This window comes from Phytopseudomonas seleniipraecipitans (assembly GCF_900102335.1).
Taxonomy (GTDB): domain Bacteria; phylum Pseudomonadota; class Gammaproteobacteria; order Pseudomonadales; family Pseudomonadaceae; genus Aquipseudomonas; species Aquipseudomonas seleniipraecipitans.
In genome coordinates this window covers 26,723-44,480 of record NZ_FNBM01000011.1, presented here as the reverse complement: position 1 = coordinate 44,480, position 17,758 = coordinate 26,723, and the positions used below count along the sequence as shown (strand labels likewise).

The following is a 17,758-nucleotide window of genomic DNA, read 5'->3' as shown; positions in this document are numbered from 1 at the left end:
ATGCTGACACTCAAACAGTCCCGTCGCCTGCAAAGCGTGTTTATTGGCACGCTGGCCTGGGCTATCGCCGCGTTGATCTTCTTCCCGATCTTCTGGATGGTGCTGACCAGCCTGAAGACCGAGCTCGACGCATTCGCCACGCCGCCGCAGTTCATCTTCACGCCGACGCTGGAAAACTACCTGCACATCAACGAGCGCAGCGACTACTTCAGCTTCGCCTGGAACTCCGTGCTGATCTCCTTCTCGGCGACCCTGCTGTGCATGCTGATCGCGGTGCCGGCGGCGTACTCGATGGCGTTCTTCGAGACCAAGCGCACCAAGGCCACGCTGCTGTGGATGCTGTCGACCAAAATGCTCCCGCCGGTCGGCGTGCTGGTGCCGATCTACCTGCTGGCCAAGCAGTTCGGCCTGCTCGATTCGCGCATCGCGCTGATCATCATCTACACCCTGATCAACCTGCCGATCGTGGTGTGGATGGTGTACACCTACTTCAAGGACATCCCGGTGGAAATCCTCGAAGCGGCGCGCCTGGATGGTGCCACCACCTGGCAGGAAATCGCTCGCGTGCTGCTACCGATCGCCCGTGGTGGCCTGGCCTCGACCATGCTGTTGTCGCTGATCCTGTGCTGGAACGAGGCGTTCTGGTCGCTCAACCTGACCAGCTCTGCGGCTGCGCCACTGACCGCGCTGGTGGCGTCCTACTCCAGTCCCGAAGGCCTGTTCTGGGCCAAGCTTTCCGCCGTTTCGACGCTTGCCTGTGCGCCCATCCTGATCTTCGGCTGGATCAGCCAGAAGCAGCTGGTGCGCGGCCTGTCGTTCGGCGCCGTCAAATAATAAGGGGTTGATTCCATGGCTGATTTGAAAATCCGCAACCTGAAGAAAGGCTTCGACGGCACGGCGATCATCAAGGGCATCGACCTGGATATCGAGAACCGCGAGTTCGTGGTCTTCGTCGGCCCGTCCGGCTGTGGCAAATCCACCCTGCTGCGGCTGATTGCCGGGCTGGAGGAGGTTTCCAGCGGCACCATCACCCTCGATGGCACCGACATCACCGACACCGCGCCAGCCAAGCGTGACCTGGCGATGGTCTTTCAGACTTACGCCCTGTACCCGCACATGACCGTGCGCAAGAACCTCTCCTTCGCCCTCGACCTGGCTCGCGTGGGCAAGCAGGAGGTGCAGGAGAAGGTCGCCAACGCGGCGCGCATCCTTGAGCTGGAAGCCCTGCTCGAGCGCAAGCCCAAGCAGCTCTCCGGCGGCCAGCGCCAGCGCGTGGCGATTGGCCGGGCCATCGTGCGTAACCCGAAGATCTTTCTGTTCGACGAGCCGCTGTCCAACCTTGATGCCGCCCTGCGTGTGCAGACTCGCCTGGAACTGGCGCGCCTGCACAAGGAGCTCAAGGCGACGATGATCTACGTGACCCACGACCAGGTCGAAGCAATGACCCTGGCCGACAAGGTGGTGGTGCTGAGCGGCGGTCGTGTAGAGCAGGTCGGTTCGCCGCTGGAGCTCTACAACCATCCGGTCAACCTGTTTGTCGCCGGCTTTCTCGGCACGCCGAAGATGGGTTTCCTGCGTGGCACGGTCGAGCGCGTCGATGCCGGCGTCTGCCAGGTCCGTCTCGAAGATGGTGCCTTGCTGGATCTGCCGCTGTCGGGCACCGGTTTGAGCACGGGCAGTCAGGTGACCTTGGGCATTCGTCCCGAGCACCTCAACGTGGTGCCCGCGGGGCAGGGCCGCCTGCAGGCCACCGCCGACGTCAGCGAACGCCTGGGCAGCGACACCTTCTGTCACGTGCGCGTGGGCAAGGAAGACCTCACCGTGCGGGTGCGTGGCGATTTCGCACCGGCCTACGGCGACCCGCTGGCGCTGGATTTTGACCCGGCTCACTGCCACCTCTTCAACGCCGATGGCCTGGCCCTCGACAAACGCATTCAGGCCGGCCAGGCCGCCTGACGCGCAGGAATGATCACCATGAAACTGAATCGCAAGAATCTCGCTTCACTGGCCGCCGAGGTCGACGTACCGGCTTACGATCCGACGGTGGTGCGCCAGGGCATCGCCCATATCGGCGTCGGCGGTTTCCACCGGGCGCACCAGGCGATCTACACCGAAGCCCTGCTCAACCGCGGCGAGGCGCTGGACTGGGGCATCTGTGGTGTTGGCCTGCGCCCCGAAGACCGTGCCATGCAACAGGTGTTAGCCGAGCAGGATCACTTCTACACCATGCTGGTGCTGGGCGACGAGCCTGGCCTGGAGGTGCGCGTGGTCGGCGCCATCAACGGCATGCTGCTGGCCGAGGATTCGCCCGCTGCGCTGATCGACAAGCTGGCCGACCCGGCGATTCGCATCGTCTCGCTGACCATCACCGAAGGCGGTTACTGCATCGACGACAGCACCGGCGAGTTCATGGCCCAGCTGCCGGACATCCAGCACGACCTGGCACACCCGGATACACCGCGTAGCGTTTTCGGTTTTCTCTGTGCTGCCCTGGCCGCGCGCCGCGCAGCCGGTACGCCGGCATTCACGCTGATGTCCTGCGATAACCTGCCGCACAACGGCGCGGTGACCCGCAAGGCGCTGCTGGCGTTCGCCCACCTGGCCGACCATGAGTTGGCAACCTGGATCGACAGCCACGTGAGCTTTCCCAACGCCATGGTCGACCGCATCACGCCGATGACCAGCGACGCCCATCGTCAGCAACTGACCGAGCGCCATGGCATCGAAGACGCCTGGCCGGTGGTCTGCGAGCCGTTCCTGCAATGGGTACTGGAAGACAAGTTCGTCAATGGCCGCCCGGCGTGGGAAAAGGTCGGCGTGCAGTTCACCGATGACGTGACGCCCTACGAGGAGATGAAGATCAAGCTGCTCAACGGCAGCCACCTGGCGCTGACCTACCTGGGGTTTCTCAAGGGCTATCGCTTCGTTCACGAAGCCATGAATGATCCGCTGTTCCAACGCTATATCCGCACCTTCATGGACCTCGACGTGACCCCGCAACTGGCGGCGGTGCCGGGTATCGATCTGGAGGCCTACAAGGACACCCTGGTCGAGCGCTTTTCCAATCAGGCCATCGCCGACCAGCTCGAGCGCGTCTGCTCGGACGGCTCGTCGAAGTTTCCCAAGTTCATCGTGCCGACCCTCAACCGCTTGATCGAAGACGGCCGGCCGCTGGAGCGTGCCGCGCTGGTGGTGGCGGCCTGGGCGCTGTACCTCAAGGGCGTCGACGAGAACGGCACGCGCTACCGGATTCCCGATCCGCGCGCCGAGTTCTGCCAGGCGCTGGTGCAGGACGATGACCGCGTGCGCGAGCGGCTACTGGGTGTCGAGGTGATCTTTGGCAACGCCATCCCGCAGTCGGCGGCGTTCGTCACAGCGTTCGAGCTCTGCTACGACAGCCTGCGCAAGCTGGGCGTGACGCGCACGCTGCAGACCCTGCTGGGCGATTGAGCCATGTACCTCGGCATCGATTGCGGCACCCAGGGCACCAAGGCGCTGGTGCTGGATATCCACAGCGGCAGGGTGCTCGGTGAGGGCAGCGCTGCACACCGGTTGATCAGCGGTGCCAACGGCCGCCGTGAGCAGGAGCCGGCAGACTGGCTGCAGGCGTTTGAGCAGGCCACCGCGCAGGCTTTGCAACAGGCCGGCGTATCGGGGCGTGAAATTCTCGGCATCGGCGTCTCCGGCCAGCAACATGGTCTGGTGCTGCTCGATGCCAAGGGCGAGGTGCTGCGCCCGGCCAAGCTGTGGTGCGATATCGAATCCGCCGCCGAGAATGCCCATCTGCTGGATTTTCTCGGCGGTGACAGCGGTTCGCTGGAGCGCCTGGGCGTGGCCATCGCCCCGGGTTACACGGTGTCGAAACTGCTGTGGACGCGTGATCATCACCCCGAGGTGTTCGCCCGCATCGCCCACATCCTGCTGCCCCACGATTACCTCAATTACTGGCTGACCGGGCGCTTCTGTGCCGAGTACGGCGATGCCTCGGGCAGCGGTTATTTCAACGTGCGCACGCGCTCCTGGGACACCGAACTGCTGGAGCTGATCGACCCGGACGGCGCGCTGGTACGGGCGTTGCCTGGGTTGATCGAGTCGCATCGTTGCGTCGGCCCGATCCGTCCGCAGGTCGCCGAGCGCCTGGGCCTCAACCCCAGGGCGCTGGTTGCCAGCGGCGGTGGCGACAACATGATGGGCGCCATCGGCACCGGCAATATCGCGCCGGGCGCGATCACCATGAGCCTCGGCACTTCGGGCACGGTGTATGCCTACAGCGATCAGCCGCAGGTCAGCCCGCATCCGCAAGTGGCGACCTTCTGTTCGTCATCCGGCGGCTGGCTGCCGCTGATCTGCACCATGAACCTGACCAACGCCAGCGGCGCGATCCGCGAACTGCTCGGGTTGGATATCGACACCTTTGGCGCGCTGGTTGGTGAAGCGCCCGTGGGTGCTGAAGGCGTGCTGATGCTGCCGTTCCTTAATGGCGAGCGGGTACCGGCGCTGCCGCATGCCACGGCCAGTCTGCACGGCCTGACCAGCGACAACCTGACCCGCGCCAACCTGTGCCGCGCCGTGGTGGAGGGCACCACCTTCGGCTTGCGTTACGGCCTGGACCTGCTGCGCGACAGCGGCATCCGCAGCGATGCCATCCGCCTGATTGGTGGCGGCGCGAAGAGCGCGGCGTGGCGGCAGATCGTCGCCGATATCATGGGCGCGCCGGTGGCCTGCCCGCAGCACACCGAAGCGGCTGCACTGGGCGCGGCAATCCAGGCGGCCTGGTGCGCGAGCCATGAACACGGCCAGGCGCTGAGCCTGGATGACCTGTGCGAACGCTGCGTGACCCTGGATGAAACCCGCGGCGCGCAGCCTGATGCGCAGCGCAGTCGGGCTTACGAGGGCGTCTATCAACGCTACCGTGAGCAGGTGCAACAACTGCAATGAATTCATTCCGGCGGCCTTTCGCCGTCGCCTCTTCCCTGCGCGAGCGCGCCTTCTGTGATGTGGAGACTCCATGTACCTGGTATGCGGCGAAGCCCTGTTCGATTTTTTCTGCAACCCTGGTGAGCGCAGCAGCGAGCTGAATTTCCGGGCCCTGGCCGGCGGCTCGCCGTTCAACGTGGCGGTCGGTCTGCGTCGACTGGGCGTGGACTCGGCGTTGTTCGCGGGGATTTCCAGCGACTACCTCGGCCAGCGCCTGCGCAGTGTGCTGGAGGAGGAAGGCGTCAGCGATCGCTACCTGGTCGCCAGCGATGCGCCGACCACCATGGCGATGGTCGCGCTGGATTCGCAGGGCTCGCCGCAGTACATGTTCCGCGGCGAGGGGTGTGCGGACCGGCAACTGCTCGCCGAGCATATGCCCGTGCTCGATGAGCAGGTCAGCGGCCTGCACATCGGCTCCTACTCGCTGGTCGTGCCACCGGTTGGCGACACGCTGCTGGCGCTGGTCGAGCGCGAGAGCGAGCGCCGGTTAATCACGCTGGACCCCAACGTGCGCCTCAATCCTGCACCGGACATCGAGCGTTGGCGCCAGCGAATTGAATCTTTTGCCGCCCACGCGCATCTGATCAAGGTCAGCGAGGAAGACCTGGAGCTGCTCTACCCGGGTATCGAGCCGCTGGCGAGCATCGAACGTTGGCTGGCCCAGCGTTGCCAGGTGGTGTTTCTGACCCGTGGCAGCGAAGGGGCGAGCGTGTTCAGCCGGCAGCACGGGCACTGGTCCGTGCCGGCGCGTCAGGTGGTCACGCGCGATACGGTGGGGGCGGGGGATACCTTCCAGGCGGCAATCATCGCCTACCTGGTGCAGCATGGGCTGGATAGCCCAGCCGCACTCGCCACATTGTCTCGCGAGACGCTCGGTGCGATGCTCGATTTCGCCGTGCAGGCCGCGGCGCTGACCTGTTCGCGGGTTGGCCCGCAACTGCCGTATCGGCATGAGCTGGAGCAGTATCAGGCCGTTGAGGGGCACGAGGCGCAGTAACAGGCCGTTGAAAAACGTAGGCGAGGCAGCCAGCGCTAGGCAAAAACGGGCGAAAAAGCGCAGTTTACAGCTGTAAATGAGCATTTTTAGCCTGTTTTTAACGCCGCGGTGGCAACGTAGATAGTTTTTCAACGGCCTGGTAGGCAATTTTCAGCGCAGTATTTGCCAACGCCCGGCGTTCAACGGCATGCAATCGAATTCGCGAGGCCAGGAGGCTGGCCCGAACCAAGGAGTTTTCATGCCGTACCTTTCTTCATCGATGGATGTGACCCAACTGCCGAGCTGGCAGGCACTGGTTGCCCACCGTGAGCGCCTGGCCGGCTTCAGCATGCGCCAGGCCTTCGCTGCCGACGCGCAGCGTTTCGAGACGTTCAGCCTCAGCGGTTGTGGGCTGTTCCTGGATTACTCGAAGAACCTGATCAACACCGAGACCCGCGAGCTGCTGGTCAACCTGGCCCGGGAAGTCGGCCTGGAGCGTGGCATCCGCGCGCTGTTCGACGGCGAGCTGCTGAACAATACCGAGCAGCGTCCGGCGCTGCACACCGCCCTGCGCCGGCCACTGGGCGACAAGGTGCAGGTCGACGGCGTCGACATTATCCCCGAGGTGCAGCGCGTGCTGCAGCAGATGACCGAACTGGTCGGGCGCATTCACGATGGCCTGTGGCGCGGTTACACCGAGAAGCCGATCACCGACGTGGTGAACATCGGCATCGGCGGTTCCTTCCTTGGCCCGCAGCTGGTTTCCGAAGCGCTGCTGCCGTTCGCTCAGCGTGGCGTGCGCTGTCATTACCTGGCCAATATCGACGGCAGCGAATTCCACGAGCTGTCGGCCAAGTTGCGCGCCGAAACCACGCTGTTCATCGTCTCGTCGAAGTCCTTCGGCACCCTGGAAACGCTCAAGAACGCCCAGGCCGCACGTGGCTGGTACCTCGCCCAGGGCGGCTCCGAAGCCGAGCTGTACCGGCACTTCATCGCCGTGTCGAGCAACCGTGAAGCCGCGGTCGGCTTCGGCATTCGTGAAGAAAACATCTTCCCGATGTGGGACTGGGTGGGAGGGCGTTACTCGCTGTGGTCGGCCATCGGCCTGCCGATTGCGCTGTCGATCGGCATGTCCAACTTCAAGGAGTTGCTGTCCGGCGCCTACCGCATGGACGAGCACTTCCAGACCGCGCCGTTCGAGGAAAACATGCCGGTGCTGCTGGCCCTGCTCGGCGTGTGGTACGGCAACTTCTGGAATGCGCAGAGCCACGCGATCCTGCCGTACGACCATTACCTGCGCAATATCACCAAGCACCTCCAGCAGCTGGACATGGAGTCCAACGGCAAGAGCGTGCGCGGCGATGGCCAGCCGATCAGCACGGCAACTGGCCCAGTGATCTGGGGCGGGGTCGGCTGTAACGGTCAGCACGCCTACCACCAGTTGCTGCACCAGGGCACCCAACTGATTCCGGCCGACTTCATCGTGCCGGTGAGCAGCTACAATCCGGTCGCCGACCACCACCAGTGGCTGTACGCCAACTGCCTGTCGCAGAGCCAGGCGCTGATGCTCGGCAAATCCCGCAAGGAAGCCGAGGACGAGTTGCGCGCCAAGGGCCTGAGCGAGGAAGACGTGCAGCGCCTGGCGCCGCACAAGGTGATTCCCGGCAACCGCCCGAGCAACACCCTGGTCATGGAGCGGGTGAGCCCACGCCGCCTCGGCGCGCTGATCGCCATGTACGAGCACAAAGTGTTCGTGCAGAGCGTCATCTGGGGCAACAACGCCTTCGACCAGTGGGGCGTGGAGCTCGGCAAGGACCTCGGCAAGGGCGTTTATTCGCGCATGGTCGGCAGCGACGAAGCGCCTGCCGATGACGGTTCGACTCAGGGCCTGATCAACTTCTTCCGCGGTCGCCACCGCGGTTAAGCGTGTGCGGCGTGGGCGTCGTTCGGGCGCCCACGCCGCATGGCATCGACCGGCTGGGCGCGGCAGACACGCCTCGTCCCAGTGGACGATCCCTGCCGCACCTGTAGCGCCAGCGTCATCTGCAGGGTTTCAGGATGGGTTGCGCCACGCTGCAACGTGGCGCTGTTGACGCCATCCTGCCCACTAGACCCCGCAGCCTTATGGCACTTTTCTGTCCTCAATGTGACGGTAAGAAGCCCCTCGCAGAGCCTGCTATTAAGTTTCAGTTAAGTCTTAACGGGTAGCTTGGTTTCAAATGTGACCAATTGGTCATGTTGCAAGCTGCCATCAGATGGCAAGTCAATATCACGACTGAAACCAGGAGGCACCCATGAGCGATCGCGTTCGTTCCATTCGATCCGCAACTCCCACTGTAGCCGGCAAGCAAACTGCGGAAGATGCCCTGCAGACTTTGCTTGATGGCTTTCAGCGTTTCCGTACCGAGGTGTTTCCCGAGCAGCGCGAGCTGTTCAGCAAGCTGGCGCGTCAGCAGAGCCCGCGTGCCATGTTCATCACCTGCGCAGATTCGCGCATCGTTCCCGAACTGATCACCCAGAGCGACCCTGGCTCGCTGTTCGTGACCCGCAACGTGGGCAACGTGGTGCCGCCGTATGGGCAGATGAACGGCGGCGTATCGACCGCCATCGAATACGCGGTGATGGGCCTGGGCGTCCAGCACATCATCATCTGTGGGCACTCCGATTGCGGCGCCATGAAGGCGGTGCTGGCCCCTGACACCATCGAGCGCATGCCGACGGTCAAGGCCTGGCTGCGCCATGCCGAGGTGGCCAAGACCGTGGTGGCCGACAACTGCGGCTGCGCCGATCACACCACCCTGGGCGTGCTCACCGAAGAGAACGTGGTGGCCCAGCTCGATCACCTGCGCACCCACCCGTCTGTCGCAGCGCGCCTGGCCAGCGGTCAGTTGTTCATCCATGGCTGGGTCTACGACATCGAGAACTGCACCATCCAGGCCTATGACGCCGAACGCGGCGAGTTCCTGCCCCTCGATGGCGACACCGCACCCAACGCCAGCCCGCGAGCACGCTACCTGGCCTCGTAAACGCCCCTGACAGGACGTCACCCGTGGCCATGAATCGACCCGCGCGTTAACCGCCCGCCAACAATCGACAGCCTTCTTGGGTTTTTGACTGCCTTTAGCCTGCCAGACGACGAGCTCGGCTTGTCGTCATGACCTTTCGTGCGCCGTACCTGCAGGAGACCGCACCATGACCCTTGCATCATTCAAATCCGCGCTACCCCGTGATGCCCTGGCATCCATCGTGGTATTTCTCGTCGCCCTGCCACTGTGCATGGGCATCGCCATCGCCTCGGGTATGCCTCCGGCCAAGGGCCTGATCACCGGCATCATCGGTGGCCTTGTCGTCGGCTGGCTGGCCGGCTCGCCGCTGCAGGTCAGCGGCCCGGCTGCCGGCCTCGCCGTACTGGTATTCGAGCTGGTGCGCACCCACGGCCTGGCGATGCTCGGGCCGATTCTGCTGCTCGCCGGCCTGTTGCAGCTGGTCGCCGGGCGCCTGCGCCTCGGTTGCTGGTTTCGCGTCACGGCGCCGGCCGTGGTGTACGGCATGCTCGCCGGTATTGGCGTACTGATCGTGCTCTCGCAGCTGCACGTGATGTTCGACATGAAACCCCAGGCTTCCGGCCTGGATAACCTGCTGGCCTTCCCCGATACCGTGCGCCAGGCAATCCCCGGCCTGGGTGGCGGCAGCGCCCTTGCAGCCGCCAGTCTGGGTTTCGGTACCATCGCCTGCATGTTCCTGTGGGACAAACTGCGCCCCAACAGCCTGCGCTTTCTGCCTGGCGCGTTGCTGGGCGTGGCGTCCATGACCCTGATCAGCCTGTGGATGAACCTCGGCGTGGCACGGGTCGAAGTACCGGCCACGCTGAGCGATGCCATCGATTGGGTACAGCCCGCCGACCTGCTCAACCTGGCCAACCCGCACATCCTCCTTGCAGCCGTTGTGGTGGCCTTTATCGCCAGCGCGGAAACCCTGTTGTCCGCCGCAGCGGTTGACCGCATGCACAGCGGTGCGCGATCCAACCTGGATCGCGAGCTGTCCGCCCAGGGCATCGGCAACATGCTCTGTGGTGCGCTCGGCGCCTTGCCGATGACCGGGGTGATCGTGCGCAGCTCGGCCAATGTGCAGGCAGGGGCGCGCACCCGTATGTCGGCCATCCTCCATGGTGCCTGGTTGCTGGCCTTCGTCATGTTGCTACCGGGCGTGCTGCAGAGCATTCCCGTGGCCTGCCTGGGCGGTGTGCTGGTGTACACCGGTTTCAAGCTGGTCGACATCAAGGCTATCCGCAATCTTGGCCGCTACGGACGGGCGCCGGTGTTCATCTACGCCGCCACGGCCGTCGGTATCGTCGCCGTCGACCTGCTGACCGGCGTGCTGGTCGGCTTCGCCCTGACGCTGGTCAAACTGGCCGGCAAGGCCTCGCGTCTCAAGGTCACGCTCAACCGGATGGGCCCCGACGAAGCGGAGCTGCGGCTGATCGGCTCGGCTACCTTTCTCAAGGTGCCACGTTTGGCCAGCGTGCTGGAGAGCATTGCGCCGACCACTCGCCTGCACGTGCCGCTGGACAAGCTCGGCTATGTTGACCATGCCTGCATGGAGTTGCTGGACGACTGGGGTCGCGCCGCCGAGCAGCAGGGCGGGGCACTGCTGATTGAGCGCCATGGCCTCAACCGTCGCCTTGAAGGCCGCGCATTGAGCATGCGTCGCGCCGTGGCGTGATCGTCGGCAGATGCGTGCCAGCGGTCAGCGTGACAGCTGGCCGCAGGCGGTGGAGGGTACCGTGACGGTCAGTATCTGGTACCTTTTCCCGCTGCGCATCGCCGACCGGCCGATTCGATTGCCTGCCCGGCGCGAAGTATTCGCGTCGGTCGGGCTTATCAGGTCATCTGGGCGATCACTTTCACTCAGACCATCGTGGCCGCCATGACCCGAAAGCAAATCACCGTATTCGTCCTCATCGCCGTCGTCGCCCTGGTACTCGGCCTGGCCGTCAATCAGGTACTCAACGGCAAATCGCAGAATGACCCTGCCGCGTTGCTGGGTGCCGGCATCGTGATGCTGCCGCAGCAGCGCCAGGTACCGGCGCTCGATTTCGTCGATCAGGATGGGCAGACCTTCTCCACCGGCCAGCTCAAGGATCGGTGGAGCCTGCTGTTCTTCGGCTACACCTTCTGCCCGGACATTTGCCCGGCGACGCTGGCCCAGCTGCGTCAGCTGCGCACGCAGATTCCTGAAGAAGCCTGGAACAACCTGCGCATCGTGCTGGTAACGGTCGACCCGAATCGTGACTCACCCGAGCAGATGAAGAAGTACCTTGGCTATTTCGATGCCGGCTTCATGGGCCTGACCGGCGAGCCGGACACCATTCAGAAACTGGCCAACGCGGTGAGCATTCCCTATATCCCTGCAGATACCAGCAAGGAAAACTACACCGTCGACCACAGCGGCAATCTCGCCGTCATCGGCCCCGACGGGACACAGCGCGGGTTCATTCGTGCGCCGATCAAGATCGACAAACTGGCCGCACAGTTGCCGGGGCTGATCAGCGGAGACTGAAAGAATGGGCGACATAGGCTGCGTGAAAACGTAATGCGTAGGATGGGTACAACCCATCACATATCTCAAAACCAACCCAAGGAAGGGCGCGTTGATGACTGGCTACCGTCGCTACTACCGCGCTGGCGGTGTGTATTTCTTCACCCTGACGCTCGCCGATCGGCGTAGAGATTGGCTAGTTTCCAATATTGATGCATTGCGCCAGAGCTTTCGGGAAAGAGCAGCACCGCGTGCCCTTTGCTTTGCAGGCCTGGGTGGTGCTGCCCGAGCACGTTCATCTGATAATGCGGCTACCAGATGGCGACAGTGATTTCTCTAACCGGCTGCGGCGTATCAAAGGCAACTTTTCCCGCCAGATAGCTGTGCCTGTGCACAGGCGTCAAAGTCTTCTGGGCAAGGGTGAGCGCGGTATCTGGCAACGTCGGTTCTGGGAGCACGTCATCCGTGATGAAGAGGACTGGCAGCGGCATATCGACTACATCCACCACAACCCGGTCAAACATGGGCTGGTGAATCGGGTACGCGACTGGCCATATTCGTCGTTCCACGCATATGTGCAGCGTGGGCTCTATCCAGGATTGGGGATGGGCAGCGGAAGAGGACATCCTGGCGGGAGAGTAGGTGAAAGCGCTATTGATGGGTTGCACCCATCCTACGTATGGCTGCAGCAGCCTCGTCATAGGATGGGTGCAACCCATCATGTAACCCGCCCCATATAAGCTTGGTGCATGGGTACGAATCAAGAAGTGGTGGCTGAGTTACTTGGCGAACAGCTGGCTCATGTCCTTGAACGCTTTGAACTCCAGGGCGTTGCCGCAGGGGTCAAGCAGGAACATGGTGGCCTGTTCGCCCACCTGGCCCTTGAAGCGCACGTAGGGTTCGATTACGAACGCCGTCTCGCGCTCCTGCAGGCGCTGCGCCAGGGCTTCCCAGACCGGCCAGTCGAGAATCACGCCGAAATGCGGCACCGGCACATCGTGCCCGTCTACCGGGTTGCTCACGGCCGATTCCTGGTGCGGCATCTTTGGCGCTTCGTGGATAACCAACTGGTGGCCGAAGAAATCGAAGTCCACCCAATGATCGCTGCTACGGCCTTCGGCACAGCCAAAAACGTCGCCATAGAAATGTCTGGCGGCTGCCAGGTCGTAGACCGGAATGGCCAGGTGAAACGGGGACAATGCCATGATCTGACTCCTTAGGTCGGTGCCAGTCGATTCTAGATGCAAGAATTTTGATTAAAAGCGAATATTCTTGCCGTCCAGCTCAAAAGAAATCGATCAATGCTCCGTGAATTGAAAACCTTCGTTGCCGTAGCCCGTTACGGCACCTTCGCCGCAGCCGGGCTGCGTGTGGGCCTTACCCAATCTGCCGTAAGCGCACAGATGCGTGTGCTCGAGCAGAGCCTGGGCGTGCGTCTGTTCGACCGCAGCGGACGCAGCGCCGTGCTGAGTGCGGGCGGGCGCCATGCGCTGCCGCTGGCCGAGCAGATCCTTGGCCTGTACGCGCAGATGGCCCTGCCTACCGCATTGGCGGAATGGCAGGGTGAATTGAAGATCGGCGCCATCGCCAGCGTGCAGACCGGGTTGTTGCCCGAAGCCCTCGTGCGGTTTCGGGCGCAGGCGTCGCAGGTGGAGCTGAAGCTGGTGCCAGGGGTTTCCCTCGACCTGCTCGGGCAGGTGGACGCTGGCGAATTGGACCTGGCCGTGCTGATCCGTCCGCCCTTCGAGCTGCCCAAGGAGCTGCTGCAGGTGGAGCTGGTGCGTGAACCCTTCGTACTGATCGCGCCCCCCGGCCTGCGCGGAGACGATCCACTGCAGTTGCTGCGCGAACAGCCCTTCGTGCGCTACGACCGCCGCTCCTTCGGTGGTCGCCAGGTCGAGCGTTTCCTGCGCGAACAACGCCTGACCCCGCGCGAGGCACTCGAGCTGGATGAACTGGAGGCCATCGCGCGCATGGTCGAATGCGGCTTGGGCGTGTCGCTGATTCCGCGCGCCGGCCTGTGGTGCCAGCGCCCCTCGACGTTGCGCGTGCTGGAACTGGGTGAGCTGACCTTCCACCGCGAGCTGGTGGCGATTCTGCGTCGCGCCCAACGCCAGCCCGCACTGGACTGGCTATTGCAGTGCCTGGTTGCGCCACCGCCCGCCTGATTCGGCCTATGATTTCAGTACCAGTCGATTGGAGGCGTGACGGATGAACATGGACATCAACGCGATCAATGGCGCCTGCCACTGTGGCGGCGTGCGTTTTCATGTGCGGTTGAGCAACGGCCTGCATACCGCGCGGCGTTGCAACTGCTCGTATTGCCGTATGCGCGGTGCGGTTGCGGTGTCTGCCGCGGTGGCTGACTTCCGCCTGCTTGAAGGCGAGGCATTGCTGACGGTGTATCGCTTTAACACCGGCAGCGCCCGGCATTACTTCTGCTCGCGCTGCGGCATCTATACCCATCATCAGCGTCGATCCAATCCGGATCAGTACGGAGTCAATGCGGCCTGCCTCGAAGGGGTGAGCCCGTTCGATTTCGCTGAGGTGCCGGTCAGCGATGGCATTTCCCATCCCAAGGATAACCCTGGCGGCTCGGGTTCGCGGCAGGCCGGCGTGTTGCGCTTTATCCCGTCGTGAGCGCGCAGTGTGCCGCGCAGACATGAAAATGCCGCGTTGCTTTACAGCGACGCGGCATTGGATGCAGCTGGGGCAGGTAGTGGTGATCAGAACGCCGGGACGACCGCGCCCTTGTATTTTTCCAGGATGAAGGCTTTCACCTCGTCGCTGTGCAGGGCCTTGACCAGCTTCTGTACGGCGGCGTTGTCCTTGTTGTCTTCACGGGTTACCAGGATGTTGACGTACGGCGAGTCGCTGCCTTCGATAGCCAGGGCGTCCTGGGTCGGGTTCAGCTTGGCTTCCAGCGCGTAGTTGGTGTTGATCAGCGCCAGATCGACCTGGGTCAGCACGCGCGGCAGGGTCGCGGCTTCCAGTTCACGTACCTTGATGGCCTTCGGGTTCTCGGCGATGTCTTTCGGCGTGGAGAGGATGTTGTTGGCGTCTTTGAGTTTGATCACTCCGGCCTTCTGCAGCAGCAGCAGGGCACGGCCACCGTTGGTGGCGTCGTTGGGGATCACCACGTTGGCGCTTTGCGGCAGGTCTTTCAGGTCCTTGATCTTGCTTGAGTAGGCGCCGAACGGCTCGACGTGCACGCCGGCAACGCTGACCAGGGTGGTGCCACGGCTCTTGTTGAACTCGTCCAGGTACGGTTGGTGCTGGAAGAAGTTGGCGTCCAGGCGTTTTTCGGCGACCTGTACGTTCGGCTGTACGTAGTCGGTGAAGACTTTCACGTCCAGCTCCACGCCTTCTTTGGCCAGGGCCGGTTTGACGAAATTGAGGATCTCCGCGTGTGGCACGGCGGACGCGGCGACGCGCAGGGTTTCGGCCTGGGCAGCGCTGGAGAAGGCTGCGACGACAGCCAGGGCAGTGAGCAGTTTTTTCATGGTGTGACTCCTTGAAATGAGGCGGCGTGGCGGCAGACTGCCGCCGACCCTTCCAGCTGTTTTATTTACGAGAAAAGTGCACCACCAGCCGGTCGCCGATGGTTTGCAGAATTTGTACGAGCACCACCAGCAGCGCCACGGTCACGAACATCACGTCCGGCTGGTAGCGCTGGTAGCCATAGCGCACCGCCAGGTCGCCCAGGCCGCCGCCGCCGATCAGGCCGCTCATCGCGGTGTACGACACCAGGGTGATGGCGGTAACGGTGACAGCCGCCAGAATGCCCGGCAGCGCTTCCGGCAACAGCGCGTTGAAGATGATCTGCCGGGTGCTGGCGCCCATCGCCTGGGTCGCCTCGATGATGCCGCGGTCGACCTCGCGCAGCGCGGTTTCCACCAGGCGTGCGAAGAACGGCGTCGCGCCAACCACCAGCGGCGGAATGGCGCCGGCAACGCCCAGCGAGGTGCCGGTGATCAGCACCGTGACCGGGATCAGTAGGATCAGCAGGATCACGAACGGCACCGAACGCAGCACGTTCACCAACAGCGAGACCACCGCATAGAGGCCCTTCTGTTCGAACATCTGCCGCGGGCCGGTCAGAAACAGCAACACGCCGAGGGGCAGGCCAAACAGCACGGTGAACAGCATCGAGCCGCCGAGCATGTTCAGGGTGTCGAGGCTGGCCTGCCAGATTTCCAGCCAGTCGACGTTGGGCAATAGGGTTTCCATCAGCGCAAAACCTCCAGGTGCACGTCGGCCGCTTCGAAGCGGGCCAGGGCGGCGTCGATATCGCCGCCGCTAAGCGCCAGGGTCAGCTGGCCGTAGGGCGTGTCCTTGATACGGTCGATACGCCCGGCAAGGATGCTGTAGTCGATCCCGGTGTCGCGGGCGACCTGGCCGAGCATCGGCGAATAGGTCGACTCACCCTGAAACGTCAGGCGCAGGATGCGGCCCTGCACGTGAGCGAAATCATCGCGCTGGTCGTTCTCGTCGACCTGCTCATCCTCTTGGACGAAGCGCTTGGTGGTGGCGTGCTGCGGATGCAAGAACACATCGGCGACCGAGCCCTGCTCGACGATAACGCCGGCATCCATGACCGCAACACGGTCGCAGACCCGGCGGATCACGTCCATTTCGTGGGTGATCAGCACGATGGTCAGGCCCAGCTCGCGGTTGATCTCGGCCAGCAGTTGCAGCACAGACGCGGTAGTTTGCGGGTCAAGCGCACTGGTAGCTTCGTCGCAGAGCAGGATCTTCGGCCGGGTCGCCAGGGCGCGGGCGATACCGACGCGCTGCTTCTGGCCGCCGGAGAGCTGGGCGGGGTATTTGCTGGCGTGATCCTTGAGGCCGACCCGCTCGAGCAGGGCAGCAACGCGCAGCTCGATCTCCTTGGCCGGAACGCCTGCCAGCTTCAGTGGCATGCCGACGTTGGCGGCTACGGTCTTGGAGGACAGCAGGTTGAAGTGCTGGAAGATCATGCCGACCTGTTGGCGGAATTGCCGCAGGCCGTCGGCGCCGAGGGCAGTCACGTCCACGCCATCGATATCGATGCGGCCGCCGGACGGCTCCTCCAGGCGGTTGATCAGGCGCAGCAGGGTGCTTTTGCCGGCACCGGAGTGGCCGATGATGCCGAACACTTCGCCACGCTCGATGTGCAGGTCGCAGGGTTGCAGGGCGGGGATGTCGCGGCCACTGACGCGATACGCCTTGTGAACCTGATGAAAGTCGATCACGCGTTAAACCTTTTGGGTTCGTCGTTGTGCCGGGTAGGCATATAAGGCGCTAGTCTACCCGGCGCTGTTTAGACCTCAAAAATCTTTGTGGGCCTATGTTTATATCTAAAAGGATGGTCGCGCCGCGTTTCAGCGTGTGCCGCGCCCATTTGCTCAGTGCCCGCGTGCGCGCAGGATCAGCCGCGGAACCTGTACGGGTTTGACGGCGTGGCTGAGCGTCAGCTTGAAGGTCGGGTCGCGCTTCATCACCCGCGCTTCCAGCAGATTGGTCACGCGGCGCAGGTCTTCGGCGCTGCGCACCTGGATGTGCACGCTGCGGTCGAAGGTGACCACATCTGCCGCCACGGCATCGAGGCGTTCGAACAGGGCGGCTTCGTCGCGGCTGTCGAGCATGGGCAGGCTGACCTCGCTGCGTTTCGCAGCCGGGTCGATCAGCTGCGCCGAGGCTTCAGGCGGTGTGGCATCGACGGTGCGGGTGGCGGCGGCCTGTGCTTCGGCAGCCTGGCGCAGCAGGCGCAGTTGCTCCTGACGGGCGGCCTGGGCCTGTTCGCCGGCCTGGCGAGCCTGTTCCACGGCGCTCAGCTCGGCCTCGCGGGCCTTGCCGATGGCGCCATCAAGACCGGTGGTCAGCGCGGGCGCCTTGGGCATCAGGTTGCGCGCGTGACCCAGCGACTTGGCGGCCTTGTCGAGGTCGCCGCTTTCCAGGGCTTTCTGACCTTCCTGCAAGTAGGCTTCGGACAGGCGCCGTTGCGCTTGTAGCAGCACAGTGGGCTCGCCGTCTTGCTGCAAGGCCTCGAACTGCGCCTCGGCCTCAGCCAGACGACCTTCGGCAAGGCTGGTCTCGAACTGCTCCTGGGCGCTGGGCACGGCCGCCTCGGTAGCTGGCGCAGGAGCGTGTACCGGCTCGGTTGTCTGCTGGCTCTGGCAGCCGACCATCAGCAAAGCCAGTGCGGCCAGGGCGGCACGGCGAATAGGAAACGATGTCATGGCTGCAAGTCTCGGTTTGTGCAAAAAACAGGCAATTCTACACGGC

At 63.6% G+C, this 17,758-nt stretch carries 16 protein-coding genes and 1 pseudogene; 12 read left to right on the top strand and 5 right to left on the bottom strand.

What is annotated here, in order from left to right:
* The 10 genes and pseudogenes from BLS60_RS19575 to BLS60_RS19530 all read left to right on the top strand — a co-directional run bounded on the left by BLS60_RS19575 (window position 1) and on the right by BLS60_RS19530 (window position 12,133).
* Complete coding sequence (locus BLS60_RS19575) at window positions 1–834, top strand: carbohydrate ABC transporter permease (protein ID WP_070882542.1); 834 nt, start codon at window positions 1–3, stop codon at window positions 832–834.
* Between the two features lie 15 nt (window positions 835–849).
* On the top strand, window positions 850–1,956 hold the full coding sequence (locus tag BLS60_RS19570; RefSeq protein ID WP_092371461.1) for an ABC transporter ATP-binding protein: 1,107 nt from the start codon (window positions 850–852) through the stop codon (window positions 1,954–1,956).
* 18 nt (window positions 1,957–1,974) lie between these two features.
* Window positions 1,975–3,450 (top strand): mannitol dehydrogenase family protein, encoded by a 1,476-nt coding sequence (locus BLS60_RS19565; protein WP_092371458.1) that lies wholly within the window; start codon window positions 1,975–1,977, stop codon window positions 3,448–3,450.
* 3 nt (window positions 3,451–3,453) lie between these two features.
* Complete coding sequence (gene xylB / locus BLS60_RS19560) at window positions 3,454–4,938, top strand: xylulokinase (RefSeq protein WP_092371455.1); 1,485 nt, start codon at window positions 3,454–3,456, stop codon at window positions 4,936–4,938.
* A gap of 70 nt (window positions 4,939–5,008) precedes the next feature.
* Window positions 5,009–5,974, top strand: coding sequence for a carbohydrate kinase family protein (locus BLS60_RS19555; protein ID WP_092371452.1), 966 nt, complete (start codon window positions 5,009–5,011; stop codon window positions 5,972–5,974).
* A gap of 238 nt (window positions 5,975–6,212) precedes the next feature.
* Window positions 6,213–7,877: a glucose-6-phosphate isomerase gene (pgi, locus tag BLS60_RS19550; protein ID WP_070882547.1), complete on the top strand. Its 1,665-nt coding sequence runs from the start codon at window positions 6,213–6,215 to the stop codon at window positions 7,875–7,877.
* Between the two features lie 370 nt (window positions 7,878–8,247).
* A complete protein-coding gene (locus tag BLS60_RS19545) occupies window positions 8,248–8,979 on the top strand; it encodes a carbonic anhydrase (RefSeq protein ID WP_092371449.1) in 732 nt (243 codons plus the stop codon).
* A 166-nt stretch (window positions 8,980–9,145) separates the two neighbouring features.
* Window positions 9,146–10,675, top strand: a complete 1,530-nt coding sequence (locus tag BLS60_RS19540; RefSeq protein WP_092371446.1) for a SulP family inorganic anion transporter — start codon at window positions 9,146–9,148, stop codon at window positions 10,673–10,675.
* 204 nt (window positions 10,676–10,879) lie between these two features.
* Entirely contained in the window at window positions 10,880–11,512 is a 633-nt protein-coding gene (locus BLS60_RS19535; protein ID WP_092371444.1) for an SCO family protein, read from the top strand.
* A 94-nt stretch (window positions 11,513–11,606) separates the two neighbouring features.
* Window positions 11,607–12,133: pseudogene (locus tag BLS60_RS19530) on the top strand (REP-associated tyrosine transposase).
* A 137-nt stretch (window positions 12,134–12,270) separates the two neighbouring features.
* Here the strand turns inward: BLS60_RS19530 and BLS60_RS19525 are convergent.
* Entirely contained in the window at window positions 12,271–12,696 is a 426-nt protein-coding gene (locus BLS60_RS19525; RefSeq protein ID WP_070882552.1) for a VOC family protein, read from the bottom strand.
* A gap of 96 nt (window positions 12,697–12,792) precedes the next feature.
* On the opposite strand from BLS60_RS19525, the gene BLS60_RS19520 reads away from it, so the two are divergent.
* Window positions 12,793–13,659 (top strand): LysR family transcriptional regulator, encoded by an 867-nt coding sequence (locus tag BLS60_RS19520; protein ID WP_092371442.1) that lies wholly within the window; start codon window positions 12,793–12,795, stop codon window positions 13,657–13,659.
* Between the two features lie 43 nt (window positions 13,660–13,702).
* Window positions 13,703–14,131, top strand: coding sequence for a GFA family protein (locus BLS60_RS19515; RefSeq protein WP_092371440.1), 429 nt, complete (start codon window positions 13,703–13,705; stop codon window positions 14,129–14,131).
* An 86-nt stretch (window positions 14,132–14,217) separates the two neighbouring features.
* Here the strand turns inward: BLS60_RS19515 and BLS60_RS19510 are convergent, their stop codons facing one another.
* From BLS60_RS19510 to BLS60_RS19495, 4 genes are all read right to left on the bottom strand, one after another.
* On the bottom strand, window positions 14,218–14,994 hold the full coding sequence (locus tag BLS60_RS19510; protein WP_092371437.1) for a MetQ/NlpA family ABC transporter substrate-binding protein: 777 nt from the start codon (window positions 14,992–14,994) through the stop codon (window positions 14,218–14,220).
* 61 nt (window positions 14,995–15,055) lie between these two features.
* The gene (locus tag BLS60_RS19505; protein WP_092371434.1) at window positions 15,056–15,721 is read right to left on the bottom strand and encodes a methionine ABC transporter permease; all 666 of its coding nucleotides are present in this window, start codon (window positions 15,719–15,721) and stop codon (window positions 15,056–15,058) included.
* Entirely contained in the window at window positions 15,721–16,725 is a 1,005-nt protein-coding gene (locus BLS60_RS19500) for a methionine ABC transporter ATP-binding protein (RefSeq protein WP_092371431.1), read from the bottom strand. The genes BLS60_RS19505 and BLS60_RS19500 overlap by 1 nt, the downstream gene beginning before the upstream one ends.
* Window positions 16,726–16,878: 153 nt before the next feature.
* Window positions 16,879–17,712: a hypothetical protein gene (locus BLS60_RS19495; protein WP_092371428.1), complete on the bottom strand. Its 834-nt coding sequence runs from the start codon at window positions 17,710–17,712 to the stop codon at window positions 16,879–16,881.
* Window positions 17,713–17,758 lie beyond the last annotated feature (46 nt).